Source organism: Uliginosibacterium gangwonense DSM 18521 (assembly GCF_000373965.1).
Classification (GTDB): domain Bacteria; phylum Pseudomonadota; class Gammaproteobacteria; order Burkholderiales; family Rhodocyclaceae; genus Uliginosibacterium; species Uliginosibacterium gangwonense.
Genome location: NZ_KB892840.1, coordinates 14,152 through 29,294 on the forward strand (window position 1 = coordinate 14,152; position 15,143 = coordinate 29,294).

Annotated in this window: 15 protein-coding genes; 2 read left to right on the plus strand and 13 right to left on the minus strand. The window is 56.9% G+C overall.

What is annotated here, in order from left to right; translation table 11 throughout:
- Positions 1–4: 4 nt before the first annotated feature.
- The 9 genes from hscA to B145_RS0109165 all read right to left on the minus strand — a co-directional run bounded on the left by hscA (position 5) and on the right by B145_RS0109165 (position 7,892).
- Complete coding sequence (hscA, locus tag B145_RS0109125) at positions 5–1,873, minus strand: Fe-S protein assembly chaperone HscA (protein ID WP_018606815.1); 1,869 nt, start codon at positions 1,871–1,873, stop codon at positions 5–7.
- On the minus strand, positions 1,874–2,389 hold the full coding sequence (gene hscB, locus B145_RS0109130; protein WP_018606818.1) for a Fe-S protein assembly co-chaperone HscB: 516 nt from the start codon (positions 2,387–2,389) through the stop codon (positions 1,874–1,876).
- A gap of 146 nt (positions 2,390–2,535) precedes the next feature.
- The gene (gene iscA / locus B145_RS0109135; RefSeq protein ID WP_018606820.1) at positions 2,536–2,859 is read right to left on the minus strand and encodes an iron-sulfur cluster assembly protein IscA; all 324 of its coding nucleotides are present in this window, start codon (positions 2,857–2,859) and stop codon (positions 2,536–2,538) included.
- A 29-nt stretch (positions 2,860–2,888) separates the two neighbouring features.
- Positions 2,889–3,278, minus strand: a complete 390-nt coding sequence (iscU, locus tag B145_RS0109140; protein ID WP_018606822.1) for a Fe-S cluster assembly scaffold IscU — start codon at positions 3,276–3,278, stop codon at positions 2,889–2,891.
- Between the two features lie 62 nt (positions 3,279–3,340).
- Complete coding sequence (locus B145_RS0109145) at positions 3,341–4,552, minus strand: IscS subfamily cysteine desulfurase (protein ID WP_026258983.1); 1,212 nt, start codon at positions 4,550–4,552, stop codon at positions 3,341–3,343.
- Positions 4,553–4,596: 44 nt separating this feature from the next.
- A complete protein-coding gene (locus B145_RS0109150) occupies positions 4,597–5,748 on the minus strand; it encodes a cysteine desulfurase family protein (RefSeq protein WP_018606826.1) in 1,152 nt (383 codons plus the stop codon).
- 19 nt (positions 5,749–5,767) lie between these two features.
- Positions 5,768–6,262, minus strand: a complete 495-nt coding sequence (iscR, locus tag B145_RS0109155; RefSeq protein WP_033406778.1) for a Fe-S cluster assembly transcriptional regulator IscR — start codon at positions 6,260–6,262, stop codon at positions 5,768–5,770.
- A gap of 99 nt (positions 6,263–6,361) precedes the next feature.
- A complete protein-coding gene (cysE, locus tag B145_RS25070) occupies positions 6,362–7,102 on the minus strand; it encodes a serine O-acetyltransferase (protein WP_083917703.1) in 741 nt (246 codons plus the stop codon).
- A gap of 55 nt (positions 7,103–7,157) precedes the next feature.
- Positions 7,158–7,892 carry an RNA methyltransferase gene (locus B145_RS0109165; protein WP_026258984.1) on the minus strand — a complete coding sequence of 245 codons (735 nt, stop codon included), beginning with the start codon at positions 7,890–7,892 and terminating at the stop codon, positions 7,158–7,160.
- Positions 7,893–7,954: 62 nt separating this feature from the next.
- On the opposite strand from B145_RS0109165, the gene B145_RS0109170 reads away from it, so the two are divergent.
- The gene (locus B145_RS0109170; protein ID WP_018606834.1) at positions 7,955–8,761 is read left to right on the plus strand and encodes an inositol monophosphatase family protein; all 807 of its coding nucleotides are present in this window, start codon (positions 7,955–7,957) and stop codon (positions 8,759–8,761) included.
- Positions 8,762–8,823: 62 nt separating this feature from the next.
- The gene (mnmC, locus tag B145_RS0109175; protein WP_026258985.1) at positions 8,824–10,737 is read left to right on the plus strand and encodes a bifunctional tRNA (5-methylaminomethyl-2-thiouridine)(34)-methyltransferase MnmC2/FAD-dependent 5-carboxymethylaminomethyl-2-thiouridine(34) oxidoreductase MnmC1; all 1,914 of its coding nucleotides are present in this window, start codon (positions 8,824–8,826) and stop codon (positions 10,735–10,737) included.
- Positions 10,738–10,761: 24 nt separating this feature from the next.
- Here mnmC and B145_RS0109180 read toward each other — a convergent pair whose 3' ends face one another.
- From B145_RS0109180 to flgK, 4 genes are all read right to left on the minus strand, one after another.
- The gene (locus B145_RS0109180) at positions 10,762–10,959 is read right to left on the minus strand and encodes a hypothetical protein (protein WP_018606837.1); all 198 of its coding nucleotides are present in this window, start codon (positions 10,957–10,959) and stop codon (positions 10,762–10,764) included.
- 32 nt (positions 10,960–10,991) lie between these two features.
- On the minus strand, positions 10,992–11,609 hold the full coding sequence (gene lexA / locus B145_RS0109185; RefSeq protein WP_026258986.1) for a transcriptional repressor LexA: 618 nt from the start codon (positions 11,607–11,609) through the stop codon (positions 10,992–10,994).
- 275 nt (positions 11,610–11,884) lie between these two features.
- Positions 11,885–12,814: a flagellar hook-associated protein FlgL gene (gene flgL, locus B145_RS0109190; RefSeq protein WP_018606838.1), complete on the minus strand. Its 930-nt coding sequence runs from the start codon at positions 12,812–12,814 to the stop codon at positions 11,885–11,887.
- Positions 12,815–12,819: 5 nt separating this feature from the next.
- Positions 12,820–14,757 carry a flagellar hook-associated protein FlgK gene (gene flgK / locus B145_RS0109195; protein ID WP_018606840.1) on the minus strand — a complete coding sequence of 646 codons (1,938 nt, stop codon included), beginning with the start codon at positions 14,755–14,757 and terminating at the stop codon, positions 12,820–12,822.
- Between the last annotated feature and the right edge of the window lie 386 nt (positions 14,758–15,143).

The window sequence follows — 15,143 nt, forward strand, 5'->3', positions numbered from 1 at the left end:
CCCCCTAAATAGGCAGATTATCAACACGGTTACCGGTCAGCGCTTTGCGAATCGCCTGATCCATGCGTCGGGCGGCAAACTCCCCGGTTGCGGCAGACAGCGCATCGACCCCAGCCTTGATCGCAGCGGTATCGGCGCTTTGCACCAAGGCTTGCAGAGCCGTCATGTTTTGTTCAACATGGGCCAACTCTGCTGCGTTGAGCAGATGGGCATCCTCGTTCAAAGCCTGACGGGTAGCTTCAAGCAGGCGCTCTGCATCCACGCATTGCTCACGCAAGGCACGCAGATGCATGTCTGTTGAGGCATGCTGATACCCCGCTTGCAACATCTGGGTGATCTCTTCATCAGACAGGCCATAGCTGGGCTTGACGGCAATACTGGCTTCAACACCGGTTGTTTGCTCGCGTGCGCTGACCGACAACAAGCCATCCGCATCCACCTGGAAAGTCACCCGGATTCTCGCCCCGCCAGCGGGCATGGGCGGAATCCCCCGCAATTCAAAGCGCGCCAGCGAACGGCAATCCTGCACCAGCTCACGCTCACCCTGCACCACATGAATGGCCATTGCGGTCTGCCCATCCTTGAAGGTGGTGAAATCCTGGGCCTTGGCGATCGGGATGGTGGAGTTGCGTGGAATGACCTTCTCAGTCAGCCCCCCCATGGTTTCCAAGCCCAGCGAGAGCGGGATCACATCCAGCAGCAACCAGTCCTCGCCCTCCTGGCGGTTGCCCACCAGCACATTGGCCTGGATGGCGGCACCGATGGCCACGACCTTGTCCGGGTCAATGTCGATGAAAGGGGGACGACCAAAAAACGCCTCTACCGCGCGGCGCAGATGCGGCATGCGGGTAGCGCCACCTACCAACACCACGGCCTGGATATCGGATGGCTTCAAGCCTGCATCACGCAAGGCCTTCTTGACTGGCTGCAATGTGCGTTCAATCAAGGGCTGGGTCAGATGGTGAAACTCTTCAGCAGTCACCATGATCTGCCGGGTGCCGTCTGCCGCCATAGGCACTTCTGCGGCCACGCTATCGTGCGAAGTCAGCGCTTCCTTGACACGCCTTGCCTCAACCAGCAAGGCCCGCGCGGAACCACAGTCAAGGTCGGCACCTCTGGCTTTTTCCTGTAGATAGTTGGAGAGCGCTTCATCGAAGTCATCCCCCCCCAGTGCGGAATCGCCGCTGGTAGCCTTGACCTCGAACACGCCACGCGAGAGTTGCAGCACCGAGAAATCGAAAGTGCCGCCGCCCAGGTCGAACACGGCATAGATGCCCTCTGCGCTCTTGTCCAGTCCATAGGCAATGGCTGCCGCCGTAGGCTCATTGAGCAGGCGCAACACGTTCAAGCCAGCCAGGCGCGCGGCATCCTTGGTCGCTTGACGCTGGGCATCGTCAAAATAGGCGGGAACCGTAATCACAGCCCCTTCCACCTCGCCGCCCAAAGTATCCTCAGCGCGTTGGCGCAGAACCTGCAATATCTCGGAGGACACTTCAACAGGGGTACGCAGACCGGCAACCGTATTGATCCGCACCATGCCGCCCGCATCCACGAGGTCGTAACGGGCGCGCATGCCTGCATCGGCATCGGCCAGCCCACGCCCCATCAGGCGCTTGACTGAAGCCACGGTATTGCGCGGGTCCGCCACTTGAGCCGCCAATGCGTCCACCCCCACTGCGGTAGACGCATCACGGTGATAACGCACCACGGAAGGCAACAGTACACGGCCGTCTACATCCGGCAAACACTCTGGCACGGCGTGGCGAAGGGTCGCCACCAGCGAATTGGTGGTGCCCAGGTCAATGCCGACTGCAAGCCTGTGCTGATGGGGGTCGGGCGATTCTCCCGGTTCGGAGAGTTGCAAAAGGACCATTTAGTGACTATCCAGTTGAATCAAGGCGTCATCAATCTCATGACGCAGTTTTTCCATAAACATCAGCCGCCGAACCAACTCAGCGGCTGCCTGCAAATCCGGCTCTTCGTCCAGGGCACGGCGCACATCGTCGAGCATCACGCGCTCATCACGCTCCAAGTCTTTGCCCAGGCGTTGCAGGGCTTCGGCATCTTCGCGGGAGTCGTCGACCGACTCACGCCATTCTATCTGCTGCATGAGAAAGGCGGGAGACATGGAGGTGTTACGCTCGGCTTCCACATCCACGCCCCTGCGCTCAAGCAGATAACGCGCACGTGGCAAAGGATTGCGCAATACGCGGTGGGCCTCGTTGGCAAGCGTCGCCCATTGCATGGCAATTCGTCGCTCAGTTTCGGGCCGATGGGCAAACTTATCTGGGTGCACCTGCGCCTGGACTTGGCGATAGGCGGTATCGAGTTTGGCCACATCCACGGCAAAACGCTCTGGCAAGCCGAACAGGGAATAGTACTCTTGCATAACAAAAAATACCTTGCCGTTCAAAACCCGCTTGCGAGGAATGTCGCAAACGTATGACCGGCACTCATGCGTTCAGCCTTGGGCAATGCATCCACATGCAACGCCCAAGGCTGGCGCTGGCCGCCTTGATAGGGAGACTGGAGAAACTAGATGTTGAAGCTTTCGCCACAACCACATTCATTCTTGGCGTTCGGGTTATTGAACGTGAAGCCTTCCTTCAAGCCCTCACGCACAAAGTCCAGTTCCGTACCATCCAGATACGCCAAGCTCTTGGGGTCGATGAGCACCTTCACCCCCTGGCTTTCGAACACTACATCTTCCGCGCTCAAATCATCAGCGTATTCAAGCTTGTAGGCCATGCCCGAACAGCCTGATGTTTTCACGCCAAGGCGCACACCTACGCCTTTACCTCTCTTTTCGAGGTATTTATTGATATGCCGCGCAGCGGCTTCAGTCACGGTCACAGCCATGATGCTTCCTTTTATTCGGTTTTCGACGCTTAAGATGCGTTTTTCTTGCGATAGTCATCCACCGCAGCCTTGATCGCATCTTCTGCCAAGATTGAGCAGTGAATCTTTACAGGCGGCAGCGCGAGTTCTTCCGCAATCTGGGTATTTTTGATGTTGAGCGCTTCATCCAGCGTCTTGCCTTTGACCCACTCAGTCACCAGTGAGCTGGAAGCAATCGCTGAGCCACAACCGTAGGTCTTGAACTTGGCGTCCTCGATCAAACCAGTTTGTGCGTTAACCTTGATCTGCAGCTTCATCACGTCACCACACGCAGGTGCGCCCACCATGCCCGTGCCAACCGTGCTGCCGTCATCCTTGCCAAAGGACCCCACGTTACGGGGATTCTCGTAGTGGTCCAGAACTTTGTCGCTATATGCCATTTTGCTTACCTCCATCGGGGGTAGTGCATTCTATCCGGGAATGCACACCTCTTGATTCAAGATCAGTGCGCAGCCCACTGCACGGTATTCAGATCGATGCCTTCCTGAAACATTTCCCACAACGGGGAGAGTTCTCGCAACTTGCCGACCTTGCTGCAAATGAGCTTGATCGTGTAGTCGACCTCTTCCTCGGTGGTAAAGCGGCCAATCGTAAAGCGAATCGAGCTGTGTGCCAATTCATCCGGGCGGCCCAACGCGCGGAGCACATAAGAAGGCTCCAGAGAAGCCGAGGTGCAGGCCGAACCGCTGGATACGGCAATATCCTTGATCGCCATGATCATGGATTCGCCTTCCACATAGGCGAAGCTCAGGTTCAGGTTGTGCGGAACGCGGTGTTCCATGTCGCCGTTGATATAGACGGCTTCCATGGTCGTCAGGCCCGCAAGCAGGCGGTCACGCAAGGCGCGGATGCGGGTGTTCTCGCTTGCCATCTCTTCCTTGGCCAAGCGGAAGGCTTCGCCCATCCCGACAATCTGGTGGGTGGGGAGCGTACCAGAGCGCATCCCACGCTCGTGTCCGCCCCCATGCATCTGCGCCTCCAACCGAACGCGGGGCTTGCGCCGCACGTACAGGGCGCCGATCCCCTTGGGGCCATAGATTTTGTGGGCCGAGAAAGACATCAAGTCAACTTTGAGCTTTTGCAGATCGATCTCAACCTTGCCTGCGGCCTGGGCCGAATCGACATGGAAGATGATGCCGCGTTCCCGGCAAATCTCACCAATCTCGGCAATGGGCTGGATCACGCCGATTTCGTTATTCACAAACATCACTGAGACCAGAATGGTGTCAGGCCGGAGCGTCTGCTTGAAGACCTCCATATCCAGCAGGCCGTCTTCGCGTACATCCAGGTAAGTCACCTCAAAGCCCTGGCGTTCCAGCTCACGCATGGTATCCAGCACGGCCTTGTGCTCGGTCTTGAGCGTAATCAGATGCTTACCCTTGCCAGAGTAAAAGTTGGCAGCGCCTTTGATGGCCAGATTGTTCGATTCCGTTGCCCCACTGGTCCAGACAATTTCCTTGGCATCCGCATTGATCAGCGCAGCCACCTGCTCGCGGGCACGCTCCACAGCATCTTCTGCCTCCCACCCATAGGCGTGGGAACGGCTTGCCGGATTACCAAAGTGCTCCGTCAAATAGGGGATCATCTTTTCCGCCACGCGCGGGTCCACCGGGGTCGTTGCGGAATAATCGAGGTAAATCGGCAGTTTCATCACAAGCTCCAAAACATCCTGTTTTTATTTCTTCCAATTTCTTTCAACTAGATGGCGACGGCAGTCAGCCCTTTCAAGTCGGCGAGTGTTTCTTTCAAAGCCAGCAAAAACGATTCTATCTGGGCGAGCGAATTGCCAGCCCCCAGGCTCACCCGCACCGCGCCACGCGCCACAGCGGGTTCAACCCCCATCGCCAACAAGCTGCGTGAAGGTTCCGGGTTCGCAGAGGAACACGCCGCACCACTGGCAACCGCGAAGCCTGCCCGATCCAGCTTGCCCACCAGGGTTTCGCCATCAATATTTTTGAAAGCGAAGAAGCTCGTATTGGGTAGCCGTGGCACACCCCTGGCGAAAATCTCCGCTCCCAGCGCAGATAAACTGTCTTCCATCACAGCACGTAGCCCACTCATGGAGCCCACGCGCTGTTCAAATTCTTCAGCCATCAGCTCGCAGGCTTTACCAAAGCCCACGATGGCGGCCACATTTTCAGTCCCAGAGCGCAAACCGCGCTCCTGCCCACCACCGGCAATCAGGGGCTGAACATCAAGGCGCTTGTCGAGAATCAGTGCCCCAACCCCTTGCGGCCCACCAATCTTGTGGCTGGACACCGTCATCGCGTGCACACCCAGGCTACGGAAGTTTAGCGGAACTTTGCCCAAGGCCTGCACCGCATCTGTGTGCATGAACGCCCCTTGGGCACGTGCCGCCTGGGCAAGGGTTTGCACATCGTTGAGCGCCCCTGTCTCGTTGTTGGCACTCATCACCGAAATCAGTGCAGGACGATGTTGCCCAATCAACGCCTGCGCCTGGAGCACGTCCAGATCACCCAGCTCATGCAGCGGCAACTCAAGCACCTGCCAGCCCTGCTGACGCAGTTGCAAAGCGGGCTGCCGCACACAGGGATGCTCCGAGGCGCCAATCGCAATCACGCCTGGCCGTAAGCTGGCCGCAGCGCCCTTTACAAACAGGTTGTTTGCCTCGCTCCCACCGCTGGTGAATACCACTTCACCGGGCTGTGCGCCAAGGGCTTGAGCTAGCTGCTGTCTTGCCAGCTCCACCGCGTTGCGCGCCTGCCGACCATATTCATGCCTGCTGGAAGGATTGCCATGTCTGTTTTGCAGGTAGGGCAGCATCACTTCCAACACACGCGCATCCAGCGGCGTGGTGGCATTGAAATCAAGATAGCAAGGCGCGAACACGATCCGGCTCCTTCCCTGCTCAGACCGCCACGATCCCCTGTTCGGAACGGGTGACCGAGCGACGGAATTCATCGCACAGCACAACCACCTCTTCCGGGTTCTGACGGACGTTGGCCTGATCAACCAAAGAGTCGAGCGTGACGGACTCAAGGTACTCGAACATCTTGCGGTTCAGGTTGGTCCACAGCTCATGGGTCATGCAATGTTTGTCTTCACCATGGCAGTTGCCCTGGCCACCGCATTGCGTGGTGTCCAGCGGCTCATCGACCGCCACAATGATGTCTGCCACCGAAATGGCATCCAGGGCTTGAGCCAGACAATAGCCCCCGCCTGGGCCACGCACACTGGAGACCAGTTTGTGGCGGCGCAGCTTGCCAAAAAGCTGCTCCAGGTAGGAAAGCGAAATGTTCTGCCGCTCACTGATGCCGGCAAGCGTCACCGGCCCATTGTGCTGCCTGAGGGCCAAGTCGATCATGGCGGTCACTGCGAACCGCCCTTTAGTTGTAAGCCGCATGGGGTACTCCGATCTCTCTGTGGGTTACGGGCTCGATTGCTGTAATACTTGATTGTTTTAATCAAGAATAAGGTTCCCGACAAAAACAGTCAACAACTATCAATCCACAATCCGATCAAGGAGATCCCGATCCAGCGGTTTTTGGCAATCAGTCTGCGGATTATTGACCAAACCTGCTTCCTTGAGGCATTTGCTCAGGCAATCAATCCGCCGATCCTGATCCGCCACATGGTCCAGCAAGGCATGCAGCGCCTTGGCGATGGGGTCATCCATATCGCGGGTCACGCCATAGGCGCTGAAGTCGGGCTTGTCTGCCTTGTTCGCAGTTTTATCCACGACATGCGCAGGGTTGCCCACTGCCGTCGCGCCTGCTGGCACGGGCTTGATCACCACTGCGTTGGAACCGATCTTGGCCCCTGCCCCAATGGTAAATCCCCCCAATACCTTGGCGCCTGCGCCGACCACAACCCCTGCCTCCAAGGTAGGATGTCGCTTGACCCCACGATACAGTGACGTTCCACCAAGGGTTACCCCCTGATAGATGGTGCAATCGTCACCCACCTCCGCCGTTTCACCAATCACCACGCCCATACCATGATCAATGAAAACCCTGCGCCCCAGGGTGGCACCGGGGTGGATTTCGATCCCGGTGTGCCAGCGCCCGAATTGCGATACAAGGCGAGCCGCCCAACGCCAGTTGGCATGCCACAGACGATGAGCCAGACGGTGCAGGATCAAGGCATGAATCCCAGGGTAACAGGTCAGCACCTCCAGCTTGCTACGGGCGGCAGGGTCGCGTTGTAGAACGCTGGCAATATCTTCACGGAGCTGAGCAAACATCATCGTCCTGGTATCAAGTTCAAGGATGGAAATATTATCCCACTAATTTAGTCAATTATTTGGGTTTGTAGGGAAATTGAAAACTGCTGAGCATGCCGCGCAGGATATTGACTTCATCCTGCTCCAGCCGGATGCGCGCAAACATCCGCCGCAAGCGGGGCATCAGGCGCTTGGGGTGGGCCGGATTGAAGAAGCCGCTGCTGGTGGTAGCCTGCTCGAAGTGCGCCATCATCAATTCAACTTCATCCACGGTGGCCAGCTTGCCTTCTGTTGCAGGCAGAGGGGCCTCCTCCATCAGCGCCATCCGCGTCTCGTAGCACATCACCTGCACAGCGGCCCCCAGGTTGAGGGATGCATACTCGGGGTTGGCCGGAATCATCACCGGCAACTGGCACAAAGCCAGCTCTTCATTGGAGAGGCCATAGGTTTCATTGCCAAAAACCAGGGCGACCTCGCCTTCAAGCGCAGCTTGCGCCAAGGTGATCGCCCCTTGCCGTGCCCACTGTACGGGCAGAGATAGCTCCCTGCGCCGGGAAGTCATGGCTGCGGCAATGGTGACGCCTGATAGAGCCTCTTCCAGCGTGTTGCAGACAACCGCCTGGTCGAGCACATCGTTTGCCCCGGAGGCACGAGACGCAGCCTCGGCATCAGGGAAAGAGCGTGGATTGACCAGATAAAGCCGGGACAATCCCATGGTTTTCATCGCCCTGGCAGCCGCTCCGATATTGCCCGGATGGCTCGGATGGGACAAGACTACACGAAAGCGGTTTATAGATAGGGGGTTAGCCATATATAATCAGTGGTTTTACATCAGCAATCGCTCATTTTGAAGCGACTGGCGGAATTAAGCTCATGCACCCGATATTGAACATCGCCGTAAAGGCCGCGCGCCAAGCCGGCAAAATCATCAACCGCGCTTCGCTGGATCTGGAGCGGCTACAGGTTTCTGCCAAGCAGCCCAACGATTTTGTGACCGAGGTGGATCGCGCTGCCGAGCAGGCCATCATTGAAATCATCCGTGAGGCCTACCCAGAACATGGGATTCTAGCAGAGGAGAGCGGAAGCGCAGGTGGCGCGCAAGATAGCGAGGTCCAATGGATCATTGATCCGCTGGATGGCACCACCAACTTCATCCATGGTTTCCCGCAATACGCTGTCTCCATCGGGATCGCTGAAAAAGGCGTGGTACAGCACGCCGTGATCTATGACCCGAACCATAACGAGCTGTTCACAGCAAGCAGAGGGCGAGGCGCGTTCCTCAACGACCGCCGCATCCGCGTCTCCAAGCGGATCAGGATGAATGAATCCTTGATCGGCACGGGCTTCCCCTTCAAGACCATGGAACACATGGACGCCTACCTGCAGATGTTCCGCGATCTGTCGGAAAAAACTGCAGGCCTGCGCCGCCCGGGTTCCGCTGCCTTGGATCTGGCTTATACCGCCTGTGGCCGCACGGATGGTTTCTTTGAAATCGGTCTGCACCCCTGGGACATGGCCGCTGGCGCACTGCTGGTTTCCGAAGCTGGTGGTCTGGTCAGCGATTTTGCGGGCGAAGCCAACTACCTGGGCACGGGCAACCTCGTGGCAGGTACGCCGAAGATTTTTGGCCAGCTTCTGCCCATCATCCAGGCCTATCGTACCGACGCACTGCAAGCCTGAGTCTGCCTATGTAACCCAAGTCCTGGAGCATGCCCTGCATGTTCCAGGCAGGAACCCCCGCCATGCCGAATCCCCTGACTCCTGCCCAGCTCGCCTTCAGTACTGCAGGGGTGCCTTGGTCCGATCAATATGGGGATGTTTACCATTCGGCCGCCGGTGCTGCGGAACAGACACAGCATGTGTTTCTACACGGCAATGGCTTGCCTGCCCGTTGGGCAGGGTGCGAGTCTTTCGTCATCCTGGAAACCGGTTTCGGCCTCGGGCTGAATTTTCTGCAGACTTGGCAAGCGTGGCTGGCATCCGGCAACACCACAGGCAGGCTGCACTTCATCTCGCTGGAAAAGCACCCTTTTCACGCCGAAGACATCCTCAAGGCACACGCCAATGCGGGCGTGCCCAAGGCTCTCTCCGAGGTATTGGTCGCCCAATGGCCTGAACTGGTACCCGGTATGCATCGCCTGGAATTCGATGGCGGACGTGTCATATTGACACTGGGCTTCGGAGACGCAGAAACGCTGCTCCCCACCGTAGCAGCACGGGTGGATGCCATCTATCTGGATGGGTTCTCGCCCGCACAAAACCCCGAGATGTGGTCATCCAATATCTTTAGCGCCCTGGCTTCCCTGTCCAGCGACCACACCACGCTGGCGACATGGTCGGTAGCAGGTAAAGTACGCGAAGGGTTGATCCAGGCGGGTTTTCTGGTTGAGAAAACGCCAGGTTTCGGTGGCAAGCGTGAAATGCTGCAAGCACGTTTCCGTGTCCCACGCACCGCCCACGCCTCACCCCCATCAAACAAACGCGCACTGGTGGTCGGGGCTGGTCTGGCAGGAACAGGGATTGCCGAACGCTTGAACGCCCGAGGCTGGGATGTGCATATCCTGGAAGCGCAGTCAGCCTTTGCCCAAGGCGCATCCGGCAACTTGGCGGGGGCATTCCGTCCCTTGCCCAGCAAAGACGACAATCGAATCGCACGCATCACCCGCGCAGGCTTTCTATATGGTCTGCACCATCTGCAATACCTGCATCACCTGGGCCGTGACGTGCTGTGGGACCCCTGTGGGGTTTTGCATCTGGCCCGCAACGCAGAGCAGGAAAACCGACAAAAAGACGTAGTGGCAACCATGCAGTTGCCGGAATCTTTTTTACGCTGGGTCAGCGCGGCGGAAGCCACCACCATTGCCGGGCATACGGCAACATTTGGAGGCTGGTGGTTTCCCACCGCAGGCTGGATTCAACCAACAAGCCTGTGCGACGCAAACATCGGCGCCCCCCAGGGCATCACGCTCAGCACAAGTACCGGCGTTGCGCGCATTGAGCGCCAAAATGGACTATGGTCTGTCTTCGATGCCGACGACAGGCTGATTGATAAAGCCCCCGTGCTGATTCTAGCCAACGCACATGACGCCACCCGTCTGGCTCATGCCAAGTGGCTCCCCTTGCAAGCTGTGCGCGGGCAAGTCAGCCATCTGCCGATGGCACAACTGGCGCCACTTCGTGTTGTGGTGTGCGGTCAAGGCTACATCACCCCGGGCGTGGGGGGGCATGCAGCTTTGGGGGCAAGTTTTGTCACCGATGACTTTGACTTGGCGCTACGCGAAGACGAGCATCTGGAAAACCTGCGCAAGCTTGATTTGATGCTACCCGGCTACAGCGGTTCAATCGATGGCAGCGGCCTGGGTGGCCGTGTCAGTCTACGGCCCGTATCGCTGGACCGTCTCCCCATGGTAGGCGCCATGCCACACGCCCTGAGCGGGGAGGGCTACAAACTCGCCAATCTGCCCCGTGAAGAGGGACTATGGCTGATCAGTGGTTTTGGTGCGCGTGGCCTGGTCTGGTCCAGCTTGTGCAGCGAACTGCTGGCCTCGCGCATCTGTGGTGAGCCTTTGCCCATTGAGCGTGATCTGGCCGACGCCATGGACCCGGCACGCTTTATCCTGTCTCCGCCCAAGCACCAGCGCTTGCAGGATGATTGAATCCCAGTCATCGGGACGCAAAAGTTAACGCGAACCACCCAAACGGGATTCTTCATACTGCGCCAGGAGGCCCCAACTCCGCCCACGTCGCCGCACCACTTCCAGAATGGCCTTGGGCCGGATACTCATCCGTGCGGACGACGACACCGCACTGGAACCAGACTGGGCCTGCGCGAGCAAAGGGCTATGCATGATGATTTGCGTGGAGAGGCGGGAAGACATATGAAGCTCCTGTAAGGGAAATACGGATAAGCTCAAGATGAAAGATTTCTAATCAAACCAACTGCAATACCTTCGATACAAAATTCATTGCGCTGCGGGTCCACCAGAATCGGAGAGTAGCTCCGGTTCTCAGCAATCAGCTCAACAATGCCATCTGCACGTTGATTCAGGCGCTTGACCGTGACATCGTCATCAACCCGTGCCACCACAATCTGCCCATTGCGTGCCTGCTGCTGGCGATGCACGGCAAGCAGGTCGCCCTCAAAAATCCCAACATCAATCATTGACATCCCCCGAACCAGAAGGAGGAAATCAGCACGCGGAGAAAACGTGTTGGCATCCACGGGGTAATGCCTTTGAACATGTTCCTGCGCAAGAATCGGCGCGCCAGCAGCCACCCTGCCGATCAAGGGCAGGCCCTGGTCAGGTTCATCAGGTTCGGCCAGGCGGATGCCTCGTGCCGAACCGGGTTCCAGCAGGATGACGTTCTTTTGTGCCAACGCGCGCAAGTGGCTCTCCGCGGCATTGGGTGAAGCAAAACCGAACGCAGCAGAGATCTCGGCACGCGTGGGTGGCATGCCCTCTTTCCGGATGTGATCCCGGATGAAATCGAAAATGCTTTGCTGGCGCGCGGTAAGGGCAGAACTCATGGGTAAACAATCTCCTTTTGTGTATTTATATACAGTACTGTATGTTTACGCAATAGTCGTTTGAAAATTTTTGTGCAGAACGCACGATTGATCGCAATAACTCTTCTTCCTGCAGAAGAGTATGCATGGGAAAAGCCCTGCCCGGGTACAAAAGGCAGTGTGCGTTTGGGGGAACGGAGAAACATTGTCACCCAAGAACCGGCTGGCAATGGCTGCGCAAGCAGCTCGCCAGCACAATGGCGCATGCCATGTATCACATGCTCGGGACCCCCGGGTCAGCCGCCCAGATAATTAAAAAGAGACAAGCCTGAGACCTTGGAGAAGGTACTCCGGGAGGCTTCCAGATAGGTATTTTGTTGCTGGTAGGTTGAAATGGTCGAAATATAGTCCAGCCCCACCAGGGTATTGAGCGTGGAAGCGTACTGGGTATTCAGATTTTCTCCCATCGAGGTCAGCGCATCCAGTTCCACCATGCGCGAACCTGTCTGCGATTGCAGACGCAAAACATTATCTTGCGCATTGTTCAGCTGACCCATGCTTTTTTCGATGGCGGCGCTGTATGCGCTGGAAGATAGGCCCGAATTCTTGATCGTGCTCACCAGATTCGAAATGATCGAGAAGGTATCTGTCACCCCGCCGGCCCCATCATCCACATTCATGAACAGTTCATTGCCATTCACACCAATGGGAATCTGGCGGGAATTGGACACCTGCAGCGAGCGACTTCCCTGATCCCCCTGATAAGTCACCCCGGCAAGATTGCCCACAAAAGGCTGCTGATCACCTTTATACCCGGCAAACACATACTCACCATTAGGATCTACGGTGTTGGCCTGGCTCATCAGTTCATCAAACTGCGCCGCCACATCGGTGGCAATCGTGTCCCGGTCCGCCTGGTTCAGCGTACCGCTGCCTGCTTGCACCGCCCGCTCGTGGATATAGGTCAGAATATCGTTGATGGAAGAAAGTCGACTATCCAACTGTTTGAGCGAGTCGGTAGCCGTTCCTTGCGTAGTGGCCTGCGCTGAATTGATGGCAACAGACTGCCCCACTTCCAGGGCACGCGCAGCGGCAACGGGGTCATCAGCCGGCGTCAGCACCCGCTTGCCGGTTGAGAGCTGTTGCTGGGAGTGCACCAGATCGGATTGCTGCCGGGTGAGGTTGCTCACGTTGGTGTTATACAGTTGAGGCGTACTGATCCGCATGATGCTTACCCTCCAATAGCGAGGATTTGATTAAACAACTGACCGGCGATGGTGAGAATCTTGGCAGAGGCCTGATAGGCCTGCTGATAATGAATCAGGTTCGCGGCCTCTTCATCCAGATTAACCCCGGCCACACTTTGCTGTTTGGCCTTCGCTTCGCTCAGAAGCGTATCCTGCGCAGACAGATTTGATGCTGCGCTGTGTGACAAAGTACCGATGTTGCTCACCATCTGGGAGTAGGAATACTCAAAACTGGTGCCACCGTTATCCAGTATTTTTTTGGTCTGCAGCCCTCCCAGCAGCAGCGCATTCCGGTTGTCCGACACGCCAGAGGTGTTATTGGAAATAACAAAGCTATCCCCGGTCTTTGGCACGCCGGAGAGAGTGAAACTGATGTCCGGGTTCGTCAGCGTCACATTCAACCCCGTCGCATTGCTGGCCGGATTAAATGCCACTGTTGCCGGGGTAGCACCCGTTACAGAGAACTGATTGGTCGCAGCATTGAAGGTCAATGTAACATTGCCCGCCAATGGGATGCCACTTGCCACGCTGTTGACCGCCCCCGCAGAGATCGAACCCGTACCCGTATTGGTATTGGTAGCCGCCGTGGCAATCGGGGCGGCAGCGGCAATCAGGCGGGGGTCTGTCAGTGCAACGGAGATATTTCCGGCGGCATTGTGGGTTGGCTGAATCAGGATACGATCACCTGACACCATGGTGCCCAAGCCAGAGAACGTCACCCCATCCACCGTCATGGTTGCGGCAGGCGCGGCAGTCGTCGCCACCGTGACGCCATCCGATTTGCGGGTGGTGGTGTAGTTGGTGCCGTCATAAGACAGCACATAATCCTCTGCCTGCAACTGCCCCAGGTTGGTTACGGATGCTGTAATCACCCCCGTTGAAGCGGCCCCTGTAGAGCTATTGCTCAGATTGGTGACATCGACCGCCAAAGGGGTGAAATAATCCAGCCCCAAATTACCGTTGAGATCTTGCCCCAAGCGATGTTGCGCATTGAATGAACCGACCAGCCCCACGGCGATCTTCCCCAGGGCATTCTGCGCGCTATCAAGCGCCTGGGTGCGAAATTGCAGCAGCCCGGAAATGGTGCCACCCGTAATCAGATGGTCTGGAATTTCCTGAATCGTGAGCGGATTCTTTGTGAGGGTGAAGCCAACCGCCAACTTGGATACATCTTCCTGTGAAGGCGCAGCACCCAGCTCAAACGAATCAGACCCCACCACCACGGGCTGACCATTGCCGACAAAAACGTTAACCTTGCCATCTGCCGTGTGGCTGACAGAAACTTTGATCAGTTTGTTCAGATCCGACACAAGCTTGTCGCGTTGGTCCAGCAGATCATTGGCAGGCTGCCCATCGGCCGACTGCACAACCATGATGCGTTGGTTCAACGCTGCAATCTGGGATGAAAGGTCATTGACCGAGGCAACCGAGCTTTGGATCTGCCCTTCAACGCCAGAGCGGATTTCCTGAATCCGGTCATACAAGGCATGAAAACGCGAAACCAACGCATCGGATGACGACAGCATGGACTGCCGGGAAGGGATGCTGCCCGGTGAATTGGCTGTCTGCTGAATGCCTTTGAAGAAATCCTGAAGCGTGCTCGACAAACCCGCCGAGTCGTCGGCCAACAAATTGTCGACCTGGCTGATTTGAGATGAATAGGTGTCGTACTCTGAATAAGTGCTTTCTGCGCCCAAAACCTGATTTTGCAGGAATTGGTCATACACCCTGCGCACGGTAGAGACATTCGTCCCCTGACCGATAAAACCAACCCCGGTAGAGAGAGGCTCGTTGGTTCCCTGGACGATTTCCTGCCGGTTATAGCCCGTCACCCCCGCATTGGCGATGTTATGGCTAGTCGTGGTAAGCCCAGCCTGGGCTGCACCGATCCCAGTGAGCGCAATACCGAGCATACCTGACATGTTGGAACTCCTTCAGACTGTACGTCCTTGAATAGCAATTCTACGGCCAGCTCTTAAAAGAGAATCCAAAACAAAGCACAACACATTGATAACAATAAGTAAATATTTTTACACCATTCTTTTGGCATGCACATTACTTCGGTTTTCATGCCTGAACGGCAAGCTTTGCCGCCTGAAAATGCTTTGCCCCAACCCTGGGCAACGGCAATTATTGCCGCCCTGCCAAAATGCACTTCATTCAGCCCGATCGAATATTTTGTCTGGCAACTTATCAAGATCATTGGACATCACGTCCCGCTCCAACAGCCCCTGACGCACAAACAATGGGCACAACCGCACCAAATCAGTGCGTTTATTGAAAAACTTCGCCTCCACCACGCGTGCGA

Excerpts from the sequence above, each read along its gene's own strand:
- hscA (WP_018606815.1), bottom strand. The coding sequence starts at position 1,873 with ATGGTCCTTTTGCAACTCTCCGAACCGGGAGAATCGCCCGACCCCCAT.
- hscB (WP_018606818.1), bottom strand. The coding sequence starts at position 2,389 with ATGCAAGAGTACTATTCCCTGTTCGGCTTGCCAGAGCGTTTTGCCGTG.
- iscA (WP_018606820.1), bottom strand. The coding sequence starts at position 2,859 with ATGGCTGTGACCGTGACTGAAGCCGCTGCGCGGCATATCAATAAATAC.
- iscU (WP_018606822.1), bottom strand. The coding sequence starts at position 3,278 with ATGGCATATAGCGACAAAGTTCTGGACCACTACGAGAATCCCCGTAAC.
- iscR (WP_033406778.1), bottom strand. The coding sequence starts at position 6,262 with ATGCGGCTTACAACTAAAGGGCGGTTCGCAGTGACCGCCATGATCGAC.
- cysE (WP_083917703.1), bottom strand. The coding sequence starts at position 7,102 with ATGTTTGCTCAGCTCCGTGAAGATATTGCCAGCGTTCTACAACGCGAC.
- B145_RS0109165 (WP_026258984.1), bottom strand. The coding sequence starts at position 7,892 with ATGGCTAACCCCCTATCTATAAACCGCTTTCGTGTAGTCTTGTCCCAT.
- B145_RS0109170 (WP_018606834.1), top strand. The coding sequence starts at position 7,955 with ATGCACCCGATATTGAACATCGCCGTAAAGGCCGCGCGCCAAGCCGGC.
- mnmC (WP_026258985.1), top strand. The coding sequence starts at position 8,824 with ATGCCGAATCCCCTGACTCCTGCCCAGCTCGCCTTCAGTACTGCAGGG.
- B145_RS0109180 (WP_018606837.1), bottom strand. The coding sequence starts at position 10,959 with ATGTCTTCCCGCCTCTCCACGCAAATCATCATGCATAGCCCTTTGCTC.
- lexA (WP_026258986.1), bottom strand. The coding sequence starts at position 11,609 with ATGAGTTCTGCCCTTACCGCGCGCCAGCAAAGCATTTTCGATTTCATC.
- flgL (WP_018606838.1), bottom strand. The coding sequence starts at position 12,814 with ATGCGGATCAGTACGCCTCAACTGTATAACACCAACGTGAGCAACCTC.
- flgK (WP_018606840.1), bottom strand. The coding sequence starts at position 14,757 with ATGTCAGGTATGCTCGGTATTGCGCTCACTGGGATCGGTGCAGCCCAG.